The 22467-nt window shown below is 56.3% G+C and carries 24 protein-coding genes; 4 read left to right on the top strand and 20 right to left on the bottom strand.

What is annotated here, in order from left to right; all coding sequences use genetic code 11:
• Positions 1–233 precede the first annotated feature (233 nt).
• From WMO44_RS02845 to WMO44_RS02825, 5 genes are all read right to left on the bottom strand, one after another.
• Positions 234–2648 carry an endonuclease MutS2 gene (locus tag WMO44_RS02845; RefSeq protein WP_349151679.1) on the bottom strand — a complete coding sequence of 805 codons (2415 nt, stop codon included), beginning with the start codon at positions 2646–2648 and terminating at the stop codon, positions 234–236.
• 15 nt (positions 2649–2663) lie between these two features.
• Positions 2664–3413: a DNA repair protein RecO gene (recO, locus tag WMO44_RS02840; RefSeq protein ID WP_349151678.1), complete on the bottom strand. Its 750-nt coding sequence runs from the start codon at positions 3411–3413 to the stop codon at positions 2664–2666.
• 218 nt (positions 3414–3631) lie between these two features.
• Positions 3632–4567: a GTPase Era gene (gene era, locus WMO44_RS02835; RefSeq protein WP_349151677.1), complete on the bottom strand. Its 936-nt coding sequence runs from the start codon at positions 4565–4567 to the stop codon at positions 3632–3634.
• A gap of 46 nt (positions 4568–4613) precedes the next feature.
• Complete coding sequence (gene ybeY, locus WMO44_RS02830) at positions 4614–5105, bottom strand: rRNA maturation RNase YbeY (RefSeq protein WP_005925846.1); 492 nt, start codon at positions 5103–5105, stop codon at positions 4614–4616.
• A 23-nt stretch (positions 5106–5128) separates the two neighbouring features.
• Positions 5129–6124, bottom strand: coding sequence for a PhoH family protein (locus tag WMO44_RS02825; protein WP_097780335.1), 996 nt, complete (start codon positions 6122–6124; stop codon positions 5129–5131).
• A gap of 252 nt (positions 6125–6376) precedes the next feature.
• Here WMO44_RS02825 and WMO44_RS02820 point away from each other — a divergent pair, with 252 nt between their 5' ends.
• The 3 genes from WMO44_RS02820 to WMO44_RS02810 all read left to right on the top strand — a co-directional run bounded on the left by WMO44_RS02820 (position 6377) and on the right by WMO44_RS02810 (position 7549).
• The gene (locus tag WMO44_RS02820; RefSeq protein WP_055184367.1) at positions 6377–6694 is read left to right on the top strand and encodes a PadR family transcriptional regulator; all 318 of its coding nucleotides are present in this window, start codon (positions 6377–6379) and stop codon (positions 6692–6694) included.
• Entirely contained in the window at positions 6691–7194 is a 504-nt protein-coding gene (locus tag WMO44_RS02815) for a DUF2812 domain-containing protein (RefSeq protein ID WP_349151676.1), read from the top strand. Before WMO44_RS02820 ends, WMO44_RS02815 begins: the two co-directional genes overlap by 4 nt.
• 160 nt (positions 7195–7354) lie before the next feature.
• A complete protein-coding gene (locus WMO44_RS02810) occupies positions 7355–7549 on the top strand; it encodes a DUF3873 family protein (protein WP_349151675.1) in 195 nt (64 codons plus the stop codon).
• A 73-nt stretch (positions 7550–7622) separates the two neighbouring features.
• Here the strand turns inward: WMO44_RS02810 and yqeB are convergent, their stop codons facing one another.
• The 10 genes from yqeB to WMO44_RS02760 are packed head-to-tail and all read right to left on the bottom strand — an operon-like array spanning position 7623 to position 16806.
• Positions 7623–8438 carry a selenium-dependent molybdenum cofactor biosynthesis protein YqeB gene (gene yqeB / locus WMO44_RS02805; protein ID WP_349151674.1) on the bottom strand — a complete coding sequence of 272 codons (816 nt, stop codon included), beginning with the start codon at positions 8436–8438 and terminating at the stop codon, positions 7623–7625.
• A complete protein-coding gene (locus WMO44_RS02800) occupies positions 8435–9490 on the bottom strand; it encodes an XdhC family protein (protein WP_349151673.1) in 1056 nt (351 codons plus the stop codon). The genes yqeB and WMO44_RS02800 overlap by 4 nt, the downstream gene beginning before the upstream one ends.
• 19 nt (positions 9491–9509) lie before the next feature.
• Entirely contained in the window at positions 9510–9740 is a 231-nt protein-coding gene (locus tag WMO44_RS02795) for a putative Se/S carrier protein (RefSeq protein ID WP_349151672.1), read from the bottom strand.
• Positions 9731–10879: an aminotransferase class V-fold PLP-dependent enzyme gene (locus tag WMO44_RS02790; RefSeq protein WP_349151671.1), complete on the bottom strand. Its 1149-nt coding sequence runs from the start codon at positions 10877–10879 to the stop codon at positions 9731–9733. The genes WMO44_RS02795 and WMO44_RS02790 overlap by 10 nt, the downstream gene beginning before the upstream one ends.
• Positions 10876–11490: a sulfurtransferase-like selenium metabolism protein YedF gene (gene yedF, locus WMO44_RS02785; RefSeq protein ID WP_349151670.1), complete on the bottom strand. Its 615-nt coding sequence runs from the start codon at positions 11488–11490 to the stop codon at positions 10876–10878. The genes WMO44_RS02790 and yedF overlap by 4 nt, the downstream gene beginning before the upstream one ends.
• A gap of 14 nt (positions 11491–11504) precedes the next feature.
• On the bottom strand, positions 11505–12542 hold the full coding sequence (selD, locus tag WMO44_RS02780; RefSeq protein ID WP_349151669.1) for a selenide, water dikinase SelD: 1038 nt from the start codon (positions 12540–12542) through the stop codon (positions 11505–11507).
• Positions 12539–13240 carry a selenium cofactor biosynthesis protein YqeC gene (gene yqeC, locus WMO44_RS02775; protein WP_349151668.1) on the bottom strand — a complete coding sequence of 234 codons (702 nt, stop codon included), beginning with the start codon at positions 13238–13240 and terminating at the stop codon, positions 12539–12541. Before yqeC ends, selD begins: the two co-directional genes overlap by 4 nt.
• Before the next feature lie 6 nt (positions 13241–13246).
• On the bottom strand, positions 13247–15535 hold the full coding sequence (locus WMO44_RS02770; RefSeq protein WP_349151667.1) for a xanthine dehydrogenase family protein molybdopterin-binding subunit: 2289 nt from the start codon (positions 15533–15535) through the stop codon (positions 13247–13249).
• Positions 15532–16002 carry a (2Fe-2S)-binding protein gene (locus WMO44_RS02765; RefSeq protein ID WP_055184347.1) on the bottom strand — a complete coding sequence of 157 codons (471 nt, stop codon included), beginning with the start codon at positions 16000–16002 and terminating at the stop codon, positions 15532–15534. Before WMO44_RS02765 ends, WMO44_RS02770 begins: the two co-directional genes overlap by 4 nt.
• Entirely contained in the window at positions 16003–16806 is an 804-nt protein-coding gene (locus WMO44_RS02760) for an FAD binding domain-containing protein (protein ID WP_349151666.1), read from the bottom strand. It lies immediately after the preceding gene.
• A gap of 103 nt (positions 16807–16909) precedes the next feature.
• Between WMO44_RS02760 and WMO44_RS02755 the strand changes: the two genes are divergently transcribed.
• Complete coding sequence (locus WMO44_RS02755) at positions 16910–17569, top strand: nucleotidyltransferase family protein (RefSeq protein ID WP_349151665.1); 660 nt, start codon at positions 16910–16912, stop codon at positions 17567–17569.
• 3 nt (positions 17570–17572) lie between these two features.
• Here WMO44_RS02755 and WMO44_RS02750 read toward each other — a convergent pair whose 3' ends face one another.
• From WMO44_RS02750 to WMO44_RS02730, 5 genes are all read right to left on the bottom strand, one after another.
• Entirely contained in the window at positions 17573–18922 is a 1350-nt protein-coding gene (locus WMO44_RS02750; protein ID WP_349151755.1) for a uracil-xanthine permease family protein, read from the bottom strand.
• A 332-nt stretch (positions 18923–19254) separates the two neighbouring features.
• Entirely contained in the window at positions 19255–20091 is an 837-nt protein-coding gene (locus WMO44_RS02745) for an SDR family oxidoreductase (protein WP_349151664.1), read from the bottom strand.
• A gap of 22 nt (positions 20092–20113) precedes the next feature.
• Positions 20114–20419, bottom strand: coding sequence for an AzlD domain-containing protein (locus WMO44_RS02740; RefSeq protein WP_005925791.1), 306 nt, complete (start codon positions 20417–20419; stop codon positions 20114–20116).
• The gene (locus WMO44_RS02735) at positions 20409–21185 is read right to left on the bottom strand and encodes an AzlC family ABC transporter permease (RefSeq protein ID WP_118657591.1); all 777 of its coding nucleotides are present in this window, start codon (positions 21183–21185) and stop codon (positions 20409–20411) included. The genes WMO44_RS02740 and WMO44_RS02735 overlap by 11 nt, the downstream gene beginning before the upstream one ends.
• A gap of 554 nt (positions 21186–21739) precedes the next feature.
• Entirely contained in the window at positions 21740–22465 is a 726-nt protein-coding gene (locus tag WMO44_RS02730) for a M48 family metallopeptidase (protein ID WP_349151663.1), read from the bottom strand.
• Between the last annotated feature and the right edge of the window lie 2 nt (positions 22466–22467).

Below are 22467 nucleotides of genomic sequence, written 5' to 3'. Positions count from 1 at the left end.
GAAACAGAGCATCAATGCCGCAAAAACAAGCAGTAGTCCATGCAAAATCCGACGCTGGGCTTTGCGGCGGTGCGTTTTGCGTTCACTATGCTTATTTGCGGGTCTGCGATGACTGGTTGGCATAAAGTTTTACTTCCTGTTCGTTTTACATTTATAATACGAGTATACTCGCCTTTTCCCTGCTCTGCAACAAAAAAAGACTGCCAATTTTTCAAAAGACAGTCTTTACTGGGTTATTTCAGTTCTACAACCGTTACACCGCTTTCGCCCTCGCCGTAATGACCAAGACGGAAGCTTTTGACCATGCGGTTGCCGCGCAGATGTTTATGGATGGCAGTGCGCAGTGCGCCGGTGCCGTTGCCGTGAATCAGATAGACCACCGTCTGTCCGTTCAGGATGGCGCGGTCAATAAAGGAGTCCACCTCCGACAGTGCCTCGTCCACCGTCAGCCCCAGCAGGTTGCACTCCATTTTGGCAGTACGCTGTACGCGCTCTACCCTGCCGTTGGGACGGTTGGTATCGCCTGTCAGGCGGGAATACCGCTGCTGCGCTTTGGTTTTTGGTGCAGTGGGTTCTTTTACCAGCTTTTCCGGCTGCTTCAGGCCCTTGAGGGGTACCTTGGTCTTAATGATACCGGCACGCACCAGCACATCGCCGTTTTTGTCCGGCAGCGCCAGAACGGTGGCCAGCTGGTTCAGCTCTGCAATGCAGACCTCCTGCCCTACCTTTACCTCCTTCAGCGGCACAAACTCCTTAACGGGGTTATGCACCACCTCCGTACCGGCAAACAGCTTTTCGGTCTCCTTTTTGGCAATCTCGCGGGCGCGCTGCGCTTTCTGCTGGGCGCTCATGCGCTCATCTTTTTGCAGCTGGCGCAGCTCGTCAGTCAGCGCGTAGGCCTGCGTTTCCACCTGCTGTGCCAGCGTGCGTGCCTTGGCACGAGCGGCTTCCAATTCATTCTCGCCCTGCTGGATCAGCTCGTCCCGCTTTTTGCGGGCGGCTTCCAGCTGATGGGAGGCTTCGTTGCGTAGCTGCTCCACCTCGTTCTGGCTTTCTTTCAGTTGAAGTTTCAGATCATCCAGCTGACCCAGAACTGCATCCAGACGTTTATCCTCGGCAGACAGATGCTGTTGGGCAGCCTCAATGACGCGGTTGGGAATGCCAAGCTTTTCGCTGATCAGGAAAGCGTTGGACTTGCCCGGTACGCCCACACTCAGCTTATAGGTTGGGCGTAGGGTCTCCAAATCAAACTCGCAGCTGGCATTGACCACGCCCTTTGTTTCCAATGCAAAGACCTTCAGCTCTGCATAGTGGGTGGTCGCCATCAGCAGAACGCCACGGCGTCGCAGCTCCTCAATGATGGCAACTGCCAGCGCGGCGCCCTCGGCGGGATCGGTACCGGCACCCAGCTCGTCCAGCAGCACAAGGGTGTGCGGCATGGCCAGTTCCAGAATACCGGTGATCTTCTTCATGTGGCCGGAGAAGGTGGAAAGGCTCTGCTCAATGCTCTGCTCATCGCCGATATCTACCAAAAATTCATCAAATACGCAGATCTCGCTGCGCTCGTCTGCCGGGATCAGAAAACCGCACTGTGCCATAGCGCACAGCAGACCGGCGGTTTTCAGAGTGACCGTTTTACCGCCAGTGTTCGGGCCGGTGATGATAAGAGAATCGTATTCTCCACCCAGTGCAATATCCACAGGAACGCACTTTTGCGGATCAATCAGTGGGTGGCGGGCGCGGATCAGATTAAAAGAAGAATCTGTGCGCACAGCGGGCTTAAAGGCCTTCAGCTCCAGCGCAAGCCGCGCTTTCGCCAGTAAGATGTCGATTTCCAGCATGGCCTTGTAGCTGTACTGGAACTGCGGTTCAATGGCGGCTACCTGTGCGGTAAAGGCCACCAGAATGCGTTCGATCTCCTGCGCCTCCTGTGCACGGTACTGCAGGATGCGCGCATTGGCTTCCACCACAGCCTGCGGCTCCACGAACACCGTAGCGCCCGTAGAGGATACATCGTGGATGATGCCGCTGACCTCGCCGCGATACTCGCTCTTGACCGGCACAACGTACCGGCCGTTGCGCATAGAAACCACGCTTTCCTGCAAGTATTTAGAGGTATCCATATTGCGCACCATGCTTTCCAGCAGGTCGCGGATGCTGTTTTCGGTGGCGCGGATCTTCTTGCGCAGCTCTGCCAGAGTGCGGGAGGCGGTATCCGCCATGGCGTCCGGTGCCAGAATGGCACTTGAGATCTGCTGCTCAAGACCCGGTTCCGGTGCAAGTGCGTAAAACAGATCATCGGTCGGCAGCGCGTCATGCTCGGAGGAGCCGTACCAGCTGGTCAGGTGCTGAAAATTGCGCAGCGCACCGGCCACCATCAGCAGCTCGCCCATGGAAAGCACACCGCCCTTTACGGCACGGGCGGCAAGCTGACTGACTCCCTCCACTCCGCCAAAGCGCGGCGAGCCGTTTTTGATCAGCAGGGTGTTGATGGCATCTGTCTGCTCCAGTGCATAGCGCACCTCATCCGGGTCGCACTGCGGCTCAATAGCCAGCAGCATGGCACGGGCTTCCTTGCATACGCAGCCCTCTGCTGCACGGGCAATGATCTTATCCAGTTCTAATGTTTTTAAGTAGCTTGTTTCCATACTGTTCCTTTTTGGTCAGGGCAGCACACTTTTCAAAAAGGCATAGCTCTTCAGCGGCTTATCCAGATGCGTCAGGGCATAGTTTTCAGCCACTGTGGAAAGCTTTGCCAGACTGCCCACAGAGATCTTGAATGCAAATATTTTTTTGTCCTCTACTAAGCAGATGTGGCGCAGCGCAAACAACGCAGCCTTGTCCAGATTGCAGTTCTTGCCTGCCTTTGCCGCACAGGACGCGCAAAGCAGATGCCCTTCCTGTGCGTCCAGATAAAAGGCATCTCCTTCATCGTAGGTGCCGCAGTCCCGGCAGCAGACCAGCTGCGGCATAAAGCCGCACTCGCTCATGGTGCGCAGCTCAAATACTGCCTTGATCACCCGCAGGTCGGTGCGATGCTCGCTGATCATATACAGGCTGTTCAGCACTAGACGCAATTCCCGGGCCGCTTCCTCGCCGGTAGGCGAAAGCGCAGCAGCCAGCTCAGTAAGATACATGGCAAGGCTTACCCCTTCAATGGAGGAAGAAACGCCATGAAAGATATTCTGCACCTCGGCTTCCCGCACGGTATACATATTGCGTCCTGGCACCAGCGTAAACTCCGAATAGCAGAACAGCCCGCAGGCGCTGAACAGCTTGCTTTTCAGCCGCAGACTGTTTGCAGCCATTGCTGTAATGACACCCAGCTTTGGGGTGAGGATCGTCAGAATGCGATCTGCTTCTCTATAGCGGGTCTCCTTCAGTACCAGACCCATGGTCACAAATGGTTCCATCGTCTGTTTCTCCTGCCGGATGCTCGGCGGGCAGCTGCACCCGTTGTTTGTAATCGAGATAACGGAGAATATTCCCCGTGCAGGCAAAGGCCTGCCAGCTTGCAGCAGCATCCATTTTCAGCACTCCTTCCCTTTCCTGTACACAGGCTGCTTTTGTTATAGTGTCAGCCTGATTCTAGCACAGCATACAAGGGAAAACTGTCCTGCTTTGGCAGCGCTCAGCGGTTGGATGGATTCTGCTTGAAGCCGAAGTTATTCAGCAAAAATTCGTTGTCCCGCCAGTCGGATTTTACCTTGACCCAGCACTGTAGATTGACCCGGCAGCCCAGGAACTCCTCGCAGTCGGTGCGGGCAGCACTGGCGATTTTTTTCAGCATCGCACCACCCTTGCCGATGACCATGCCCTTATGGCTCTCCCGCTCGCAGTAGATGTTCACATCAATGTCGATCAGGTCTGTGCCCGGGCGCTCCTTGAAGCGCTCCACCACCACTGCAATGCCGTGCGGGATCTCATCCCGCATAAAGAGCAGTGCCTTTTCGCGGATGACCTCGGCCACCAGCTCCTTTTCCGGCATATCGGTATAAGCGTCGTCATCAAAGTAATGGGGGCCTTCCACGGCATAGCGGCTCAAGGCATCGAACAGTTCCTCACTGCCCTCCTTGTTGCGCACACTGATAGTGTAGATTGCATCAAATACACCCAGCGCCTTCAGCTCTGCCTTGCGGGCTTCCAGGTCGGCAGGATCTTTCACAAGGTCGGTCTTGTTGATGACCGCAATGGCCGGGCCGCTGCGCTGCAGCGCCTCCACCAGCACCATCTCGGATTCGTTCAGTGCACCGTAGGGTTCGAACAGCATCATGGAAACATCCACATCCGCAATGGAATCGCTGGCGGTCTTATCCATGCGTTTGCCCAGCTTATTGTGAGCTTTGTGCACACCGGGGGTATCCAGCAGCACATATTGCAGCGGCCCCCGGGTGATCACGCCGGTGATGCGGGTGCGGGTCGTCTGGGGCTTGGAGGTGACGATAGCCACCTTTTCGCCAACCAAGAGGTTCGTCAGGCTGGATTTGCCCACGTTCGGCCGTCCGATGACAGCAACGAATACAGAGGAGGTGTCGTAATGCTCCTGAACGGGTGTTGTAGTACTCAAAGTGAACTCCTGTCTTGTTTTTATGTTCTGTTGCAGTGAAGAAATATCATTCCGTGTAGCTGACCGTGCGGGGCAGACCCAGCTGCAGCAGCACAGCCTCTTCCTTTTCGCGCATACGCATGGCTTCCAGACCGCCGTTTTCGTGGTCGTAGCCCAGCAGATGCAGCATGGAGTGAACGGTCAAAAAGGCTACCTCCCGCTGCAGCGGATGCCCATACAGATTCGCCTGCTCCATGGCACGCTCCATGCTGATGACGATATCGCCCAGCATCATGCAGCCATTATTCTCGTCGATATCATACTTGCCGTTCTCGCCCAGAGGAAAGCTCAGCACATCGGTGGGCATGGGCTTGTTGCGGTACTGGTTATTCAGCTCGGCAATGGCAGCGTTGTCCACAAAGGTAACGCTGATCTCGGCGGGGCGGTCGAAATGCTCATATTCCAGCACGGCATTGCAGGCACGGCGGATGAGGATGCGGAGCCCAGAGGGCACCTTGACAGCTTTCTGGGAGTTGGTGATCAAAACTTTGTTGGACATATCGGTCCACTCCTTTCAAAGGGTTACTTAAAATTCTTTTTGTTTTCTTTATTTTCCGCTTCGGCAGCCGGATGGGCGGCACGCTCGTAAGCCTTAACGATCTCCTGCACCAGCCGGTGACGCACAACGTCCTTATCGGTAAAGTAGCACTGTGCAATGCCGTTCACATCCTTCAGCACCTTTAGCGCGTCCACCAGACCGCTGCGGGTGCTGCCCGGTAAATCGATCTGGGTCACATCGCCGGTAACGACCACCTTAGAGCCTACGCCCATACGGGTAAGGAACATTTTCATCTGCTCCGGTGTGGTGTTCTGCGCCTCGTCCAGAATGATAAAGGAATCATCCAGTGTGCGCCCGCGCATATAGGCTAGCGGTGCCACCTCGATGATCTGCTTTTCCACCAGACGCTCGTAGGTCTCTGCGCCCAGCATATCAAACAGGCCGTCGTACAGCGGCCGCAGATAGGGATCTACCTTCTGCTGCAGGTCACCGGGCAGAAAGCCCAGCTTCTCCCCTGCCTCCACCGCCGGGCGGGTCAGGATGATACGGGAGACCTCCTTGGCCTTAAAGGCTTTTACCGCCATGGCTACGGCCAGATAGGTCTTGCCAGTACCCGCCGGGCCGACACCGAAGGTAATGGCATTGGAACGGATGGCGCTCAGGTATTCCTTCTGTCCCAGCGTTTTGGGACGGATCGGGCGTCCCTTGACCGTGACAGTAACAAAATCCTCTGTCAGCTCCTTTACCCGCTTCTCCGCGCCATCATGCGCCAGACTGATGCAGTAGTGCACGGTCTGATCCTCCAGCGGGGTGCGGTTCTCGATCAGAAGCAGCATTCCCTCCACGGCGCGGTTCGCAGCGGCCACGTTGGCAGGCTCGCCGGAAATGCGCAGCTGTGTACCGCGGCAGACAGCGGTGACTGAAAACTCTTTTTCCAACAAGCGAATATTCCGATCACAGTTGCCAAAAACAGCCGCTGCGATCTCTACACTATCCAGTTCAATACACTTTTCCGCCATGGAGCTCCTCCCGAATTGCAGAATTTGATGACTATATTGTACCACCAAAATCTTCAGAAGAAAACTATGAAAAGTGCACAAAATATTTTCCTACATTCCATCGGTTTTTCCATACGAACTGTGTCTTAAAGCATTTTGATGACTTTTTTCTGAAAACACTTGACAAAGTATATCGTGAGGCGATATACTTTAAGTGCGATATATCGGTTGACGATATAAAGACGTCCGATAGAATCCATGGAGTATTTCAGTATGGAAAACCTTGCATTGACCGAATCGACCTATTACATCCTGTTGTCTCTTTACCATCCACAGCACGGCTATGGCATCATGCAGCAGACAGAGCAGCTTTCCGGCGGCAGAGTCCATCTTGCCGCCGGGACACTGTATGGTGCATTGACCTCCCTGTGCGATAAAGGCTGGATCCGTCCCCTGCCTGCCGAGAGCGGCAGCCGCAAAAAGGAATACCAGCTTACCGCAGAAGGTGTACAGGTTTTAAAGCATGAGCTTGCCCGCTTGCAGCAGCTTGTGGCAAATGGTGAGAGCATCCTGAAGGAGGAAGCCTTATGAGGGAAAAGAAAACCGTTTTCAAACTTTTCTTTGTGTGGGATTTTGAAAAAGAAGAGCGCTGGCTGAACGAGATGGCGCAGGAGGGCTGGGTACTGGACAATACCGGGTTTTCCTTTTATACCTTTGTACGCTGCGAACCGGGCGAATTTATCATCCGCTTGGAGATGAACCCCAGCAGCGATTACCGCGCCTTTGTAAAGGAGCTGGGTGCAGAGTATATCGGTGGCTGTGTCAACTGGGTGTACTTCCGTCGGAAAGCGGAGCTTGGCAGCTTTGAGCTGCTCTCGGATATCGACTCCCGTCTGACGCATCTGAGCCGTATCGACCGGATGCTTTCCCTGATCTGTCTGGCAAACCTGATTCTTGGCATAACGAACTCTCTAAATCAAGCTCGCTGCGGCTGGCTGAACCTGTTGTGCGCAGCAATGCTCTCCTATGCACTGGGGCGTATCCACGGCATGAAAGCAGCGCTGGAAAAGGAACGCAGTTTGCATGAATGATTTGTCAAGCCCTTCTTTGACACAACCGCAGAGAAAAAGCTGGCGTATCTTTGGATAAAAAGACAATGGCAAACCGATCTCCATCGTGATACAATAGCAAGCGTTGTGTGCCGCCGCCCGGCGGCCGTTTATACTGCTTGAAAACAAAGGAGAAGGAACCATGGAACAGCTTTTTCTGATGCCCGGTGAAGAACGATACGAGCGCTTCAAGGATGGCAACGGTGTTTCTAAGGTGCACTACTCCTACTGCTCTATGCGCGGTGCATTCTTTGACTGCGAGAGCCGCAGTCTTGAGGAAGCCCAGCGCCTGTGCGAAAACTGGCTTGTAGGGCAGGACCGCTGCTATCGCAACTAACATAGAATCATAAAACCCCTGCCGTATTTGCAGACCTTTCCGCAAAACGGCAGGGGTTATTTTTATATAGGTTTTACTGCCACACCTGCGCACAGACAAGCTCCAGTACACTGCCGGCAATACAGCGGGATTTATCCGAGATCAGAAAGCAGTTGGAAAGCTCCTTCCGCCGGGGGTCGATATCCGCAATCTTAAAGCCCGGTGTGACCGGATAGCCGCTGCGCAGCAATCCGCGCAGAATACCGGAAATTTGTGCAGTGACCGGGATATCTTTCCCCTCCGGGGTGCGGATGGTGGAAATAACTTCACCCTTCTCTACTAAATCGCCGATCTTGCGCACATTCATAAAAACGCCGTTGGCCTGTGCATGGATCACCCGCTCTGCACCGTACCCGCCAATAACGCCGGGGATGCCGGTATTGGGGATAGCGCTTCCCTCCCGAATGATCCTGCCCAGCCGGTGGCCGCGTTTGGTCTCCACCACGGCGTCCACGTCCTGCCCAGCAACAAAGCCTGGGCCAAGGGCAATGGTCAGCGGTGCCATATTCCGGCGGGTGCCAAGGTTGCGCTTAGCCAGAATGGCATCTACCACAACATCAGGCTTTGCCCGGGCAATACAGGCTCCCTCCGGGTCAATGAGCACCGGAACAGCGCTCTGCGCCCAGACGGACTGCGCCTGCTCTAATGTTTCAATGCGGACAGCGCGCAGACCCTCAACAGTTGTTTCGCCTTCATACACTGCTTCACACAGAGCCACCTGACGGCGGATGGCCGCGGGCTGTGTCGTTTCCAGTACCAGCACCCGCAGCCCAGCGCTCCACAACCGGTGGATGGTTCCAGTGGCAAGGTCGCCGCCGCCGCGTACGATGATCAAGGCATCCTTTTTCATTTTGCTTCCTCCCCGGGGAAAAGTGTCTGCAACAGCACCTCCATGGAACCGCCACAGGCAGCAATGGCCGCATCCTCGTTTTTGCCGTCAGCCGAAAGCTGCAGGCATTGCAGAACGGGCGCAGCCTGTGCCAACAGCTTCTGAGCAGCCTGTACCGTGTAATGCTCCATAATACCGCCGCCCACGCTGCCAACTGTACGGCCATCGGGCATAATGAGCATCTTTGCGCCCACATCCCGCGGAGTGGAGCCGTGCCGCGTAACAATGGTAGCCAACACCGCCGGGGTGCTGGCTTTTTCTGCCTGCACTATCGCATCCAGCAAGGTGATGGGATAGCCCTCGGTCTGTGGGCGGGCATTCTTGACCTGCACGATCTGCGCCAGAATGGAAAGCGCGATCTCCGCAGCCGTCTGCGCCCCGATGGCAAGGCCAATGGGCGCGCAGAGTGCATTGATCCGCTGGTTGTCCAACCCGGCCTCCAGCAGCTGACGGCGCACCAATGCGGCACGTCCGCGGCTGCCCATCATGCCTACATAGGCCGCAGGTTTTTGCAAAATCTGGGTAAGACAATCCAAATCAAAGGCGTGGGAGCGGGTCAGCACTGCAAAATAGGTCTCTGCCCCGCCGGGCACATTTTGAAGTGCCTGTGCAAATGGGGCACAAAGCACGGTATCCGCTCCGGCGGCGCGCAGCTGTTGGGCAAATTCCTCCCGGTCGTCTATGGCAAGCACCGGCAGACCGAGAAGCTTTGCCTGCTTTACAAGAGCAGCCGCCACATGACCGCCGCCGCAGACTACCAGCTGCGGCACAGCACCAAAGCGCTCGGCAAATACCTGCCGCCCGTCCAGCGTAAGAAAGCCCGTGGCGGTACAGGCTTGCAGGACGGCAAGCTGCCGCTGCAAAAGCTCGGCGCTCCGGGTCTGCCATAGGGCATCTCCGTCCCGCAGCAGCAGCTGACTGCCCGCCTCTGCGCCTTCCAGCACAGTAGCCAGCGTATAGCTGCCGGTCTGGTTTGTATCTTGCAGAACGTCTGCAAGCGTTTGTCTGTTCATTGGTGTTTTTCTCCCTCTGTTATTGCTCCACAGGCGTTACCTTATCAAACTGTGTTTGATCCAGTGCTGCCTGCCAGCTTTGCCAGTCCTCCGGCAGCATACGCCATGCAAGCCCGCACCCCGCCGAGATCTCACGCGGCAGCGGGATCAGACGCCCGGGCACCTGTCTGGCATGGCATTGCTTTTCCCACTCCATAGCCTCTAAAGTGGTACGGAAGGAAAGCACAATATAGCTTCGTTTTATTCGCATAAAAGTTCCCGGGCAAGTGCGCAGACCGCCTGCGCTGCCCGCTGCACCTCCTGCTCCGTATTGAAATGGGAAAAGCTGAACCGTACTACGCCCTGCTCCACAGTGCCAAGCGCCTTGTGCATCAGCGGAGCACAGTGCGCTCCGGCACGCACGCAGATGCCATAGTCCTCCCACAAGATATCTGCCACCCGGGCAGAATCCTCTTGCCCGATATTCAGCGCTACAATGGGCGCACGGGGCTGCATGGTCATATCACCATACACTGTTACGCCCGGCGCAGTGCGCACCTGCTCATAAAACAGGCGGGCAAGGGCGGCTTCCCGGGCAGCAAGGTTTTCTACGCCCTGTTCCAGCAGCCATTGTACACCGGCACACAGCCCGGCAAGGCCGTGTACGTTCAGTGTGCCAGCCTCCAGTGCGGTGGGCATCTGCAATGGGTGCGTTTCGTCAAAGCTGTGCACACCGCTGCCACCCACAAGGAGCGGCGCAACACACAGGCCGGGGCGCACATAAGCGCCGCCGGTGCCCTGCGGCCCCAAAAGCGCCTTGTGCCCGGTAAAGCAGAGAGCATCAATGCCCAGCTGCTGCACATCAATGGGCTGCGCACCTGCGGTCTGGGCTGCGTCCACGATCAGCGCTAGACCGTGCCGGTGCGCAAAGTCCGCTGCGCGGGCAAGGTCTATGCCGTTGCCGGTCACATTGGAAGCTCCCGTCACCACCAGTGCCCGGGTCGTGGGACGCAGCAATACTTCCCATTGGTCGTAGCACAGCCGGGCAGCTGCATCCACGCCTGTAAAGGAGACCTCTACCCTTTGCGCCCGCAGCCGGTACAGCGGGCGCAGAACGGAGTTATGCTCGCATACCGTTGTGATCACATGGTCACCCGGATGCAGCACGCCGTTCAGCACTGTGTTCAGCGCCATGGTTGCATTGGCGGCAAAAAAGATGCAGGAAGGGTCTGGCGCATGGAAAAGTTCTGCCAGCGCCAGACGGGTATCCAGCACGACCCGTGCGGCGTGAAGCGTAGGCTCGTGTGCGCCGCGCCCGGGATTGCCAGCCGTATGCAGTGCCTCCACAATAGCCTGTTCCACCTGCGGTGGTTTATGCAGGGTGGTGGCTGCGTTGTCAAAATAAATCACGGCTTTACCACGTTCCCTGCCTGTGTCAGCTTTTCGGCAATGGTGTACATATTGGTCACGCTGCCCACAGCCAGCTTCTCGGTAAGGCCGTAGAAGTTCAGGCAGGTACCGCAGGTCAGGATCTCCACGCCCTGTGCTTCCAATGCCTTAAGATCCTCCAGCATGGCAGAGCCTTCACAGGTCAGCGCTGCGCCGCCATTATAGAACAGGATCGTCTTGGGCAGCTTGTCCTGCTGGGTCAGTGCGAACACAAAGGCTTTGAGCAGGGTCTTGCCCAGTTCCTCGCTGCCCTCGCCCATAACGGCAGCGGAAATAGCCACCACCGTATCCGTGCGGGCATCCGGTACGCAGACAGGGGCTTGCTCTGCCGGTGCGCTTTCTACTTTGCCCAGCGTGAACAGCACACGGTATTTGCGCTCCTCCAGCTTTTCGGCGCTGTACTGATAGCCCTTCTGCTGTGCCATCTTGGTCAGGTTCTGCACAGCGATCTCGTTGTCCACCAGCACTTCCACCTGTCCCGCGCCCTGCAGCTCGGAAATGGCCTTTTTCGCTTTGACGACAGGCAGCGGACAGGCATCGCCCAGCGCATCCACTTTGATAAATTCTGCCATGCTGATTACTCCTCTCATTTGTCTGTTACGGTGATCTCAATTTCCTGTTTCGGCAGGATCTTTCCCACAATGCTTGCGGGCAGACCTGCGGCGCGCAGTTCTTGTTCCAGTGCCGCTACATCCGCCGGGTCTACCGCCAGCAGCAGCCCGCCGGAGGTCTGCGGGTCGAACAGAACTTCCTCCATGGCAAAGCTTACGTTTTTAAACCGGACGAATGGCCCGGTATGGTTGCGGTTGCGCTGCCCGGCGGCGGTGTACAAAAACGCATCGGCTGCCTTTTCTGCGCCCGGCAACACCGGCACGGCATTTGCATGGATGATGCAGGAAAGCTTGCCGCCCATCATCTCGTGCAGATGGCCGAGAAAGCTGAAGCCGGTCACATCCGTAGCGGCATGGACACGGTATTTGCGGCTGATCTCTGCCGCCGTTTTGTTCAGGGTGGTCATGGAGCGGATGGCGGCTTCCATCTCCTCCGGGGCGGCCTCGCCTACGCGGTTTGCCGTACACAGCAGACCCACACCCAAAGCCTTGGTCAATACCAGCTTATCACCGGGCACGCCGGTGTCATTCGTGTACATCCGGTGCGGGTCAACAAGGCCGGTCACGGAAAGACCGTATTTCACCCCGCTGTCCGCAATGGAATGCCCGCCTGCAAGACTGCCGCCCGCTTCTGCCACCTTTTCAGCACCGCCGCGCAAAATCTCGCCCAGCACGTTCAGATCCATATCCTCCGGGAAGCAGACCAGATTTAAGGCAGTCTTTACCTCGCCGCCCATGGCATAAACATCACTCAGAGCGTTCGTGGCTGCGATCTGCCCAAAGGTGTAGGGGTCGTCCACCATCGGCGGAAAAAAGTCCACAGTCTGCACCAGTGCAATGTTGTCCGTAATGCGGTAGACTGCGGCATCATCCCGGCTGTCGTATCCGACCAGAAGATCCGGGTCTTTTTCGCCCCGGGGCAGCTTTTCCAGAATACGGCTCAGCACCCCGGCACCCAGCTTTGCGGTGCAGCCGCCCCCGGTACAGAATACGATCTTATCTTCCTTGCTCATGCACGTTCTTCCTCTTTAAAATGCGTCAGTACGCACGGAATGTCCTGCTGACGCAAAAGCTGTTGTATTTGTATGCCCTGCTGCTGCAATTCCGGTGTATCGGCCTGATTGAGTACGGCGTAAAACTGCCGGTCTCCCACCGCCTTGCGGCCCCCCTGCGTGCTTGCAAGCAGCTGTGCCAGCATGGGCGGCGTAAGGGGCGCATCCGGCGCAACTGCTAAAAACTGCGGACGGATGGTATCGTAGCGGAAGCAGACCTCTCGCAGGGGCTTACCCAGCGCCGAAAGCCCTGCTACCGCCAAAACAATATCGCTTTGGGGCAGCAGCACCGGCTCGTGCGCCGCCGGGAGCTTGCAGGGGTAGTGCTTTGCCCCGTCCGCCTCAACGAATACCGCATCTGCCTGTGCCATCCGGCGCAAAAGCTGCGGCGGCGGCAGGGTCAGCTTCCCGTTTTCTGCCGGGGTGCCAATCACTACGTAGTGACCCGTCTGCCATAGGGCAGAAAGAGCCGCTTTATCCGGTGCATAGCAGGCAGCAGGCTGACGGATATGGGTAGTCGTGATCACAAGCACCCGCCAGCCCTTACGGGCACAGTGGTCTGCCATGGCATACAGCAGGGTCGTTTTTCCCCCGCCGCCTACCAGAGAAACGATATGCCCCTTCTCTGCCAGAAACGGAAGCTCTTTTTCGTTCAGCATCTGCTTTTACTGCTTGGCTGCAACTGCCATGGCAATCTGCTCCGGGGTAATGGGCAGCTCGTAGAAGCGGGTGCCGATGGCGTTGTAGATGGCGTCCGAGATGGCGGGCAGCGGCGTATTGATAACCACCTCACCGATGGACTTTGCGCCAAAGGGGCCGTTGGGCTCGTAGCTATTCTCAAACTCCACATGGATGTGGCCGATATCGTTGCGGGCAGGGATCTTGTACTGGAACAGAGAGTTCTCCTCCGGGTAGCCGTTTTTGTCGTAGGTGATGTTCTCAGTCAGGGTCATACCGATGCCCTGCAGAATGCCGCCCTCTGCCTGCACACGGGTCAGGTTGGGGTTTATGGGGGTGCCGCAGTCCACACAGGCGTCAAATTCCAGCACCTTCACCTCACCGGTCTCGGTATCAACCTCTACTTCGGCAGCGCCCACCATATACGGCGGCGGCGACAAAGGCGAGGTGTGAGTCTCGGTGAATTCCAGCGGGATTTTATGACCGAACTGGGAAGCAAAGGCAATCTCGGACAGGGTCTTTTGGCGGGTGGGATCGGCGCTTTCAAACACGACCTTGCCGTCAAACTCCACGGCATCCGCCGGGCAGCCCAGCAGCTCTGCGCCCAGTTTGCAGATTTGTTCCCGCAGCTTCATGGCGCACTTCTCAGTGGCCTTGCCGGTGACATAGGTTGTGCTGGAAGCATAGGAGCCGGAATCATAGGGAGAGGAATCCGTATCCGCACCAAAGACGGTAATGTTATCCAGCGGGCAGTCCAGCACCTCGGCGGCGATCTGTGCCAGCGTGGTGTCGCAGCCCGTGCCCATATCGGCTGCACCGATCATCAGGGTATAGAAGCCGTCATCATTCAGCTTGAGGGTAGCGCTGCCCACGTCCATGCCGGAGATACCGGAGCCCTGCATGGCCATACCCATGCCTACGGCACGGATCTTGCCGTTGCCCATATCCCGGGCGGGGTACTTGTGCTCCCAGTCGATCATCTCGCGCACTTTGAGTACGCACCGGTCCAGTGCGCAGCTGGTATTTACAGCGCCGTAGTAGGCGGGCATCACATCGCCCTCCTGCACGGTGTTCTTCAGGCGCAGCGCAATGGGGTCCATGTTCAGCTTGTGTGCCAGCTCGTTGACGGCAGACTCCACCGCAAACAGACCCTGCGTAGCACCATAGCCGCGGTACGCACCGGCAGACATGTGGTTGGTATACACCACATCGCTGACAAAGCGGAAGGCATCCGCCTTACCGTACAGCGGGATGGACTTGTGACCGGACAGACCCACGGTAGTGGGGCCATGCTCGCCGTAAGCGCCGGTGTTAGACAGGGTGTACAGGTCAATGCCCTTCACAATACCGTCCTTGGTCGCACCCAGACGGACGTGCATTTCCATCTCATGGCGCGGCGAAGAAGCCGTCTGGCTTTCAACGCGGCTGAAGATGAGTTTGGAGGGCTTTTTAGTCATCCATGTGACAAAAGCCGGGTATACCTCACTGACAGCGGTTTGCTTTGCACCAAAGCCGCCGCCGATGCGGGGCTTGGAAACACGCACCATGGATTTTGGGATGTGCAGTGCATTGGCGATGTTGCGGCGTGCGTGGAAAACGATCTGGGTAGAGCTGAGCACATTCAGCCGGCCGTAAGTATCGATGGAGCAATAGGTACGGAAGGTCTCCATCATGGCCTGCTGGCAGGCCTTGGTGTGGTACACATGGTCGATGACCACATCACACCCGGCCAGCACAGCGTCGATATCACCGTTGCCGCATTCATCATGAGCGCAGAGGTTGCGCTTATTGTCGGCACCCACGGGGGCAAGGCTCTCCCAGTTGTCCTCCGGGTGCACAAGGATAGGATTATCCTTTGCGGTGTGGAAATCCAGCACGGCTTCCAGCACCTCATAATCCACTTTAATGAGCTTGAGCGCCTTGTCCACGCACTTTTCGTCCTTACCGGCTACGATGGCCACCACGTCTCCCACAAAGCGGACGTGGCGATCGATCAGCAGACGGTCGTAGGGGCTGGCTTCCGGGTAGGTCTGGCCGGCCTGCGTGTAGCGGCGGGCGTCCTGCGGCACATCCTCCCAAGTGAAGATAGCTTCGATGCCGGGCACTTTTTTGGCAACGGCGGTGTTGATGGTGCGGACAATGGCGTTTGCATAGGGCGAGCGCAGCAACTTGACGATCAGGCAGTCCTGCGGGATGAGATCATCCATATAGACAGGCTGGCCGGTGACCAACTGCATCGCGTCTTTTTTGCGGAACGGTTTGTTGACGGTTTTCACTGTACGCCCTCCTTCTGCTTTTTCCATGCCAGAAAGCTCATAATGCCGCGCAGCTGGCCTTCGTAGCCGGAGCAGCGGCACAGGTTTCCGGCAAGGTATTCCTTCACCTGCTCTTCAGTGGGGTACGGCTGCTCCCGGAATAAAGCCAGCGCATTCATAATAAAGCCAGGGTTGCAGAAGCCGCACTGCTCTGCGCCCTGATCAGCAATAAAGGCACCAAACTCAGCGGCCTCCTCCTGCAAGCCCTCCAGCGTAGTGATCTTATGTCCATCGGCGCGGGCTGCCAGCACCGAGCAGGACAGCACGGGCTTATCGTCCATGAACACCGTGCACAGACCGCAGTTGGAGGTCTCGCAGCCGCGCTTAACGCTCTTGCAGCCGTGTGCACGGACAAAATCGATCAAAAGCATATCCGGGGCGATCTCCTCGGATACCCGGACGCCGTTCAATGTAAGTGTGATCTGCATTTACTTTTCCTCCTGCATTTTACGCTGTTCCAGCTCCAGCACCGCGCGCTTTGTCAGCACGCCCGCCAGATGCCTGCGGTATTCGGCGCTGCCGCGCATATTGGAGCCGGTAACAATCTGCGCCTTTACGCTTTCGGCAAACTGTGCGGCAAGCTGTTCTGCCGCAAGGGCAGGCTCTGCCGGGAGCTCGAACCGCACGGCGCGCAGCGGACGCGCACCGATGACGATGCGGTAATCTCCGGTCTCCATCCGGGCAGCGGCACAGGTCAGCACCGGGATATCGGTCTGGCTGTTGCGCACCGACTGGTAATAAAGCTGCATCGGTGTCTTTTTTACGATCAGCCGCACCAGAATGTCCCGGTCGTAGGGGCGCTGGGCATATTCCTGCAAAGGCAGAATGCCGCCCTTGTACAGTTCTACATCACAATCCATGGCAAGGAACATGGTCAGTACATCCGAAAAGCCGAACCGGCTGTAAATGCTGCCGCCCACCGTTGCCAGATTGCGCAGCTGTACGCCCACGATATGGCGCACAGCCTCACGCATGGCACCGTGGGTGTAGGCGGCAAGCCCCGGATGCTGTTCCAGCTGGCGCAGGGTGACCATAGCGCCGATGGAAAAACTATCCTCGGTCTCCTCAATGGTATCCAGTCCCAGACCGGAAAGGTCGATGGCGGTGCCGACATTGATGGTTTCCATCTTCAGCCAGATCATGCCGCCCAAAATGCGATTTGGCTTTTTCTGGTTCAGCTGCCACGCTTCCTCCAGACTTTCTGCCCGCTTGTATTCTCGGATCGTCATCATGTGCAGTACCTCTCTTTTCTATCGCTGCGATATCTCTGCTTTTATTTTATCACAGCTTTCGGTATAATACTATTATAAAATGCTGCTGAAGGGGTGTTTTTGTATGAAGAAGTCGCTTACGGTCGGCTGCGTGATCATGGCCTCCGGGTTGAGCCGCCGGTTTGGCGCAAACAAGCTGCTGGCAGATTTTTGCGGGCAGCCCATGCTCTGCCGTGCTTTTGACGCCACCGCCACACCCGGTATCGCTGCCCGCATCGTAGTGACCCGCTCGGAAGAGGTGCAGGCGTTGTGCAGGGCGCACGGCGTCCCGGTGCTGCTGCACAGTCTGCCCGGCCGCAATGATACCGTTCGACTGGGCCTTTCGGCACTGCTGGAGCAGCAGCCGGAGCTTAGCGGCTGTATATTTCTGCCCGGGGATCAGCCCCTGCTGCGCCGGGAGACGGTAGAAACTATGACAGAGCGCTTTTGCCACGAACAGTCATCCCAAACAGAATGGCAAAAAGAAACAGAACGGGAAATCTTCCGTCTGGGAGCCGTGGCCGATAACGACCCGACACCTCTTGTTGGAAGTCCCGTTCTGTTTGGAAGCAGTTTCTTTTCGGAACTGCTCACCCTGCCGGAAAACAAAGGCGGCAACGTGCTGCTTAAAAAGTACCCTGCGCAGGTGCGCACGGTCTACATTGCGGACAGCGCAGAGCTGCTGGATGCAGACATCCCGGAGGTGTTGCAGCAGCTGGAAGCCCTTGCCCGGCAAAAAAGTTAAAATTTATTCTGCCATATCGTTCTTGGGCAGCAGCACGTTCAGCAGAATTGCCACAAAGGCGGCCGGAACAATGCCGGACTCGCCGCAGATCAGCTGGAAGGCCTGCGGAGCCTGTGCCAGAATGCCGCTGTTGGCACCCATGCCATAGCCCACGCCCAGTGCCACAGACACGATGGTCAGGTGACGCGGAGTCATCTTTTCCTTGGTGATCAGCTGGATGCCGCTGACCACGATGGAAGAGAACATCATAACGGCAGCACCGCCCAGAACGGCCTGCGGCATGATGGAAATCAGCGCGCCCAGCTTTGGGATCAGGCCGCAGAGGATCAGGAACACGGCACCGGAGGCCAGTGCCATACGGTTAACCACCTTGGTCATGGCCACCAGACCCACGTTCTGGCTGAAGGAGGTATTGGGCAGCACGCCGAACAGTGCGGCAAAGGTAGAGCCGAGGCCATCACAGATGACGCCGCCGGACAGCTCCTTATCAGAGGGCTCACGGTTCATGCCGCCCTCCATCACGCCGGAGATATCGCCCACAGTCTCCACTGCGGTAACGATGAACATGATCAGCACCGGCAGGATCGCACGGGCGTCAAATACCACCTTGACCGGCATCAGCTTGGGTACTGCGAACCAGGAAGCCTGCGCCACCTTGCTCCAGTTGAGTACCCATGCCTTGGTGAACTCTACGCCATCAGCAGTCACGCCAGTGGTGGGCAGTACCAGCCCCATGATGAAAGCAACCACATAACCGGCCAGAATGCCGATAAGAATGGCAGAGGAACTGAGAAAACCGGTGGTCCAGTGCTTGAAGAACAGGATGACTATCAGTACAAACAGCGCCAGCAGCAGGTTCTCCACAGAGCCGAAGTCCTTGGCTTTGTTGCCGCCGCCGAAGGAGTTGATGCCCACCGAGATCAGCGAAAGGCCGATGGAAAGCACCACCGTGCCGGTGACCACCGGCGGGAAGAACCTGCGCAGCGGCTTCAGGAAGAAGCCCAGCACGCTTTCAAAAATACCGCCGATGATGGAGGCGCCCATAATCGCACCATAGGCCAGCACACCGCCGCCCATCGTGCCCACAACGCTGTTGAACACGCCAATAAAGCCGGAGCTGGTGCCCATGATGATAGGCACTGCGCCGCCCACGGGTCCGATGGTAAACAGCTGCACCAGCGTGACGATACCTGCCACGAACATGGCGCTCTGCAGCAGGGTGACCTGCAAGTCTGCAAACTCGCCGCCTGCAATGCCGCAGGCGCTGGTAATGATCAGCAGCGGGGTCAGGTTGCCCACGAACATGGCGCAGACATGCTGCAAGCCCAGCGGGATGGCCTGACGCAGGGACATTTTGGCTTCAAACTGATAAGCCGCTTCTTCAAGCTTGACTTCCTTCAAAAATTCCACTCTCCTCAAGATTTTAAAGGTTTATGCGGTTCGGATGCTTTGCAAAAAAGCGAAAATATTATAGCAAAATGCAGATAAGATGTAAAATAAGTATGACTTTTATATGAAAAATTGCTGCATTCTATAATCGAACTTTTCTCCGGCAGACAAGCAAAAAAGCAGGGTTTCTGCATGATTTATCCTGCCTGATGTTGCTGGCAGCATACAGAATCCCCTGCTTTTTTTGTGCTTTTCTCTGTTTTTTGTGCGATACGGAAAAATTTGCTTCTCTGTGGTCAGAGCAGTCCATAATCTCGCAGACAACGCGTAAGACCGGTCTGTGTGGTATCAAATACGATGCCCTGCGCCCGCAGCTTGCTGCAATCCATTGCAAGATTCCGTGCCCAGTCAGCTTCCTGAATATCGACCATGATTCCCAGCGTCTCAGCAAACTGCCGGGCGGTCAGCACCATGTTTTTGGTATTTTCGCTGCCAAAGTTGTAGACCCCGCCGGGCAGGGTCAGGGCGGGCTCCAGCAGCGCCACCGCCTGACGGACATAGGTGATGCCCCGGAAATCCTGGACAGAAAAGCGGACAGATTCTCCCCGCTGTGCCGCACGCAGAAGGTTCAGCAGCAGGTTGCCCCGGATGGGCAGCTGGTACCCCGGCAGGTCGTACATCCATGTGGCGCGCAGCAACACGGCGCTCGGGCAGAGTGCCTGCACCCGCTGTTCCATTTCCAGTTTGCCCTGCCCATACACATTGGCAGGCTGTAACGGAATAGTTTCCGGCAGCGGGCCGGACTGCTCCACCCCTGCATAGACCTGATCCGAACTGAAGGCTACCAGTTTTGCGCCAGTCTCAGCTGCCGCCCGGGCAAACCAGACCGGCAGCTCCACATTGGCGCGGTAAGCCTGCTCCGGGTGATCGGCGCAGTAGCCGGTATCCGAAATGGCTGCGGTGTGCAGGATGACATCCGGGCACTGCTGCAAAACAGCCTGCCGCACGGCGTCCTCCCCTGCTGTTGCCAGAAAGCCTTTGGGAAAAGTGCATAGGTCGTACCGCCCCGTCCATTGCTGCATCACACGGGAGCCCACAAAGCCGCCTGCACCGGTTACAAGGATCTTCTTCATTTTGTTCCCCCGCTATAAGGTCTCAGATAAAAAATTCCAGCACGAACACCACTGCACAGCAGCCCGCAGCCACCTGAAACAGGCTTGCGCCAAACCATGCGGCAGCAATGCCAACTACCAGTGCAACAGCACCGGCTGCCGGGCTCTGCGTTGCCTGAATGATGGCCGGAAAGGTCATCACGGCCAGCGTCACATAGGGCACATAGTATAAAAACGACTGGATAAAGCGGTTTTTGATTGGCTTGCGGATCAGCGTCAGCGGCAGGATGCGGATGGCATAGGATACCAGCGCCATGACCGCAATATAGATATAATTGTTATGCGTCATCTTCGTTTTCCTCCTGCCTGACCGGGAACAAAACCGCTGCCGCACCGGAGATCGCCACCGTTAAAAGAATGGTGCGAGTGCCCTCGGAGAGCGCCGAGATGCCCGGCAGATAGCTGCACAGAAAGCTCAGCGCAAAACTGATGACCACCAGCACCGCAACGATCCGGTCTTTGCGAGCCGGCGGGATGATGATGGCTAAAAACATTCCGTACAACGCCACACTCAGGGCGCTGACCACCCGCAGCGGCAGCAGATTACCAGCTATAATGCCCAGCGCCGTACCGGAAGCCCAAGCAGGTGCTGCCAACAGGATAGCACCATAGGTATAGTACGGGTTCAGGCTGCCCGGGCGGGCGATGGTAATGCCGAACAGCTCGTCCGTGACGTCATAGCCGATGAGCAGCCGATGCCAGAAGGGTGTTTCCGGCGCAAAGCGCTGTGCCAGCGCGCAGCTCATCAGTAGATACCGTGCATTGGCGATCAGGGTGATGACCGCCACCTCAAAATAGGTGGCATTTGCCATAATCAGCGCAAATGCGGCATATTCTCCTGCGGAGGCGTTGTTCAGCAGGCTGACAAGAAATCCCTGAAACGGCGTAAAGCCCGCCTTGCGGGCTGCGATGCCCAACGAAAACGATACCGCAAAATAGCCCAGCGCAATGGGCACGCCATCCCGCATTCCATCGCAGAACACCTTGCGGCTGAACTGATCTGCCCTTCCTGTTTGGACGAGCTGCGGCTCTAAAAGCCTCTGCTTCGATTCCATAGTTGATACTTCCCCTTTCCTATTTTGCAAACAACAGATTCTATTATACTCCCCTGCAGGCAGAGAAGAAAGGGGTTTCGGGCTTTTTGTGTAAAATACTGCGGTCAAAATGCTTAGAGTTTGCGCTGATACAGGAGATACTTTGAACGTTACGGCTTGTTTGATCGTGCTGGAAGATAAAAAACACCCCGGGAGGTTTCGTTTTCACGGAACCCTCCGGGGTGATGGTGCTGTTGGGGATTACTCGAGCTCGGTAAGTCAAGATCCTCACTAATCAAATTTGTTTAGTAAGTCTATTCTTGGATGTTCACTTTTCCATGAGATTGCCGTGGTAGATGTGGCTTGCTGATTTTTTAGTATCAGGATAGTATCACACGGAGCAATAACCTCTGACTGTATTATAGCGTGTTTCAGCTCTTGATGCAACTACCTATTATGCGTCCCACTTTACCTGAACATTCGTCTCAACCTTTGCAATATTCTGCGCAAATGCAAAGGTTCACCTTCGAGAGCTGAATTTTCTTTGAAGGAAGGATTTTTCAAGTTTAGCAATATTATAATTCGTGTACGACCTCCTGATCTAGAACGAGCTTGCGTTCTTTCCAGTCGGGCATATAGTTGGAGAGAAAGGCATAGAACTGCTTGCTGTGGTTCGGATATAGAAAATGCACCAGTTCATGCAGAACCACATAATCAATATAGGGCGTTCTGGCCTTGATCAGATAGAAGTTAAAGGTTATCACATGTCGTGCAACGCTGCAACTTCCCCACAGTGTCTTCATCTTCCGGATCGATAATTCAGGCATTGCAACACCATATTTTTCTACGATGGGATACCAAACATGCACACGTTCCTGCAGGATCTCTTTCGCCTGCCTGCGCCACCACGCCTCAAACAACTGCTTTACATGCGCCTGATCCTCGGGTGACTTACAGCAGATACGAATCTTCTTTCCCTCTGCATATACACATTCCTTTTCGCACTGTGACAATGCAAAAATCATATCTTCGCCCAGCATCCGGATAGAGTATCCGTTCCGAATCTCTTTGGTTGCGGCATAGCCGACAGTTTTTTGGAAAGATCGCAATTTCGACTCGATCCAGCCGCTCTTTTCTATAAGGAACGATTCCGCCCATGCGTCGGGGGCGGATTGCGGCAGCGATAGCACAATTTTCTGATTCGGATAGACCTTCAGGCGGCAGGTCTTCATTTTTTTTCGATCAAGGTTGACCGTCACTGCACTTCCGAATGTTGGCAGTGTTATGCTGATGGTTTCCATTG

Origin of the sequence: Faecalibacterium tardum (genome assembly GCF_040096515.1) — a bacterium.
GTDB lineage: Bacteria > Bacillota > Clostridia > Oscillospirales > Ruminococcaceae > Faecalibacterium > Faecalibacterium tardum.
The sequence above is the reverse complement of the archived record's forward strand: the minus strand, read 5'-3'. Positions and strand labels throughout refer to the sequence as shown.

Excerpts from the sequence above, each read along its gene's own strand:
- WMO44_RS02845 (WP_349151679.1), bottom strand. The coding sequence starts at position 2,648 with ATGGAAACAAGCTACTTAAAAACATTAGAACTGGATAAGATCATTGCC.
- recO (WP_349151678.1), bottom strand. The coding sequence starts at position 3,413 with ATGGAACCATTTGTGACCATGGGTCTGGTACTGAAGGAGACCCGCTAT.
- ybeY (WP_005925846.1), bottom strand. The coding sequence starts at position 5,105 with ATGTCCAACAAAGTTTTGATCACCAACTCCCAGAAAGCTGTCAAGGTG.
- WMO44_RS02825 (WP_097780335.1), bottom strand. The coding sequence starts at position 6,124 with ATGGCGGAAAAGTGTATTGAACTGGATAGTGTAGAGATCGCAGCGGCT.
- WMO44_RS02820 (WP_055184367.1), top strand. The coding sequence starts at position 6,377 with ATGGAAAACCTTGCATTGACCGAATCGACCTATTACATCCTGTTGTCT.
- WMO44_RS02815 (WP_349151676.1), top strand. The coding sequence starts at position 6,691 with ATGAGGGAAAAGAAAACCGTTTTCAAACTTTTCTTTGTGTGGGATTTT.
- WMO44_RS02810 (WP_349151675.1), top strand. The coding sequence starts at position 7,355 with ATGGAACAGCTTTTTCTGATGCCCGGTGAAGAACGATACGAGCGCTTC.
- yqeB (WP_349151674.1), bottom strand. The coding sequence starts at position 8,438 with ATGAAAAAGGATGCCTTGATCATCGTACGCGGCGGCGGCGACCTTGCC.
- WMO44_RS02800 (WP_349151673.1), bottom strand. The coding sequence starts at position 9,490 with ATGAACAGACAAACGCTTGCAGACGTTCTGCAAGATACAAACCAGACC.
- WMO44_RS02795 (WP_349151672.1), bottom strand. The coding sequence starts at position 9,740 with ATGCGAATAAAACGAAGCTATATTGTGCTTTCCTTCCGTACCACTTTA.
- yedF (WP_349151670.1), bottom strand. The coding sequence starts at position 11,490 with ATGGCAGAATTTATCAAAGTGGATGCGCTGGGCGATGCCTGTCCGCTG.
- selD (WP_349151669.1), bottom strand. The coding sequence starts at position 12,542 with ATGAGCAAGGAAGATAAGATCGTATTCTGTACCGGGGGCGGCTGCACC.
- yqeC (WP_349151668.1), bottom strand. The coding sequence starts at position 13,240 with ATGCTGAACGAAAAAGAGCTTCCGTTTCTGGCAGAGAAGGGGCATATC.
- WMO44_RS02765 (WP_055184347.1), bottom strand. The coding sequence starts at position 16,002 with ATGCAGATCACACTTACATTGAACGGCGTCCGGGTATCCGAGGAGATC.
- WMO44_RS02760 (WP_349151666.1), bottom strand. The coding sequence starts at position 16,806 with ATGATGACGATCCGAGAATACAAGCGGGCAGAAAGTCTGGAGGAAGCG.
- WMO44_RS02755 (WP_349151665.1), top strand. The coding sequence starts at position 16,910 with ATGAAGAAGTCGCTTACGGTCGGCTGCGTGATCATGGCCTCCGGGTTG.
- WMO44_RS02750 (WP_349151755.1), bottom strand. The coding sequence starts at position 18,922 with ATGTCCCTGCGTCAGGCCATCCCGCTGGGCTTGCAGCATGTCTGCGCC.
- WMO44_RS02745 (WP_349151664.1), bottom strand. The coding sequence starts at position 20,091 with ATGAAGAAGATCCTTGTAACCGGTGCAGGCGGCTTTGTGGGCTCCCGT.
- WMO44_RS02740 (WP_005925791.1), bottom strand. The coding sequence starts at position 20,419 with ATGACGCATAACAATTATATCTATATTGCGGTCATGGCGCTGGTATCC.
- WMO44_RS02735 (WP_118657591.1), bottom strand. The coding sequence starts at position 21,185 with ATGGAATCGAAGCAGAGGCTTTTAGAGCCGCAGCTCGTCCAAACAGGA.
- WMO44_RS02730 (WP_349151663.1), bottom strand. The coding sequence starts at position 22,465 with ATGGAAACCATCAGCATAACACTGCCAACATTCGGAAGTGCAGTGACG.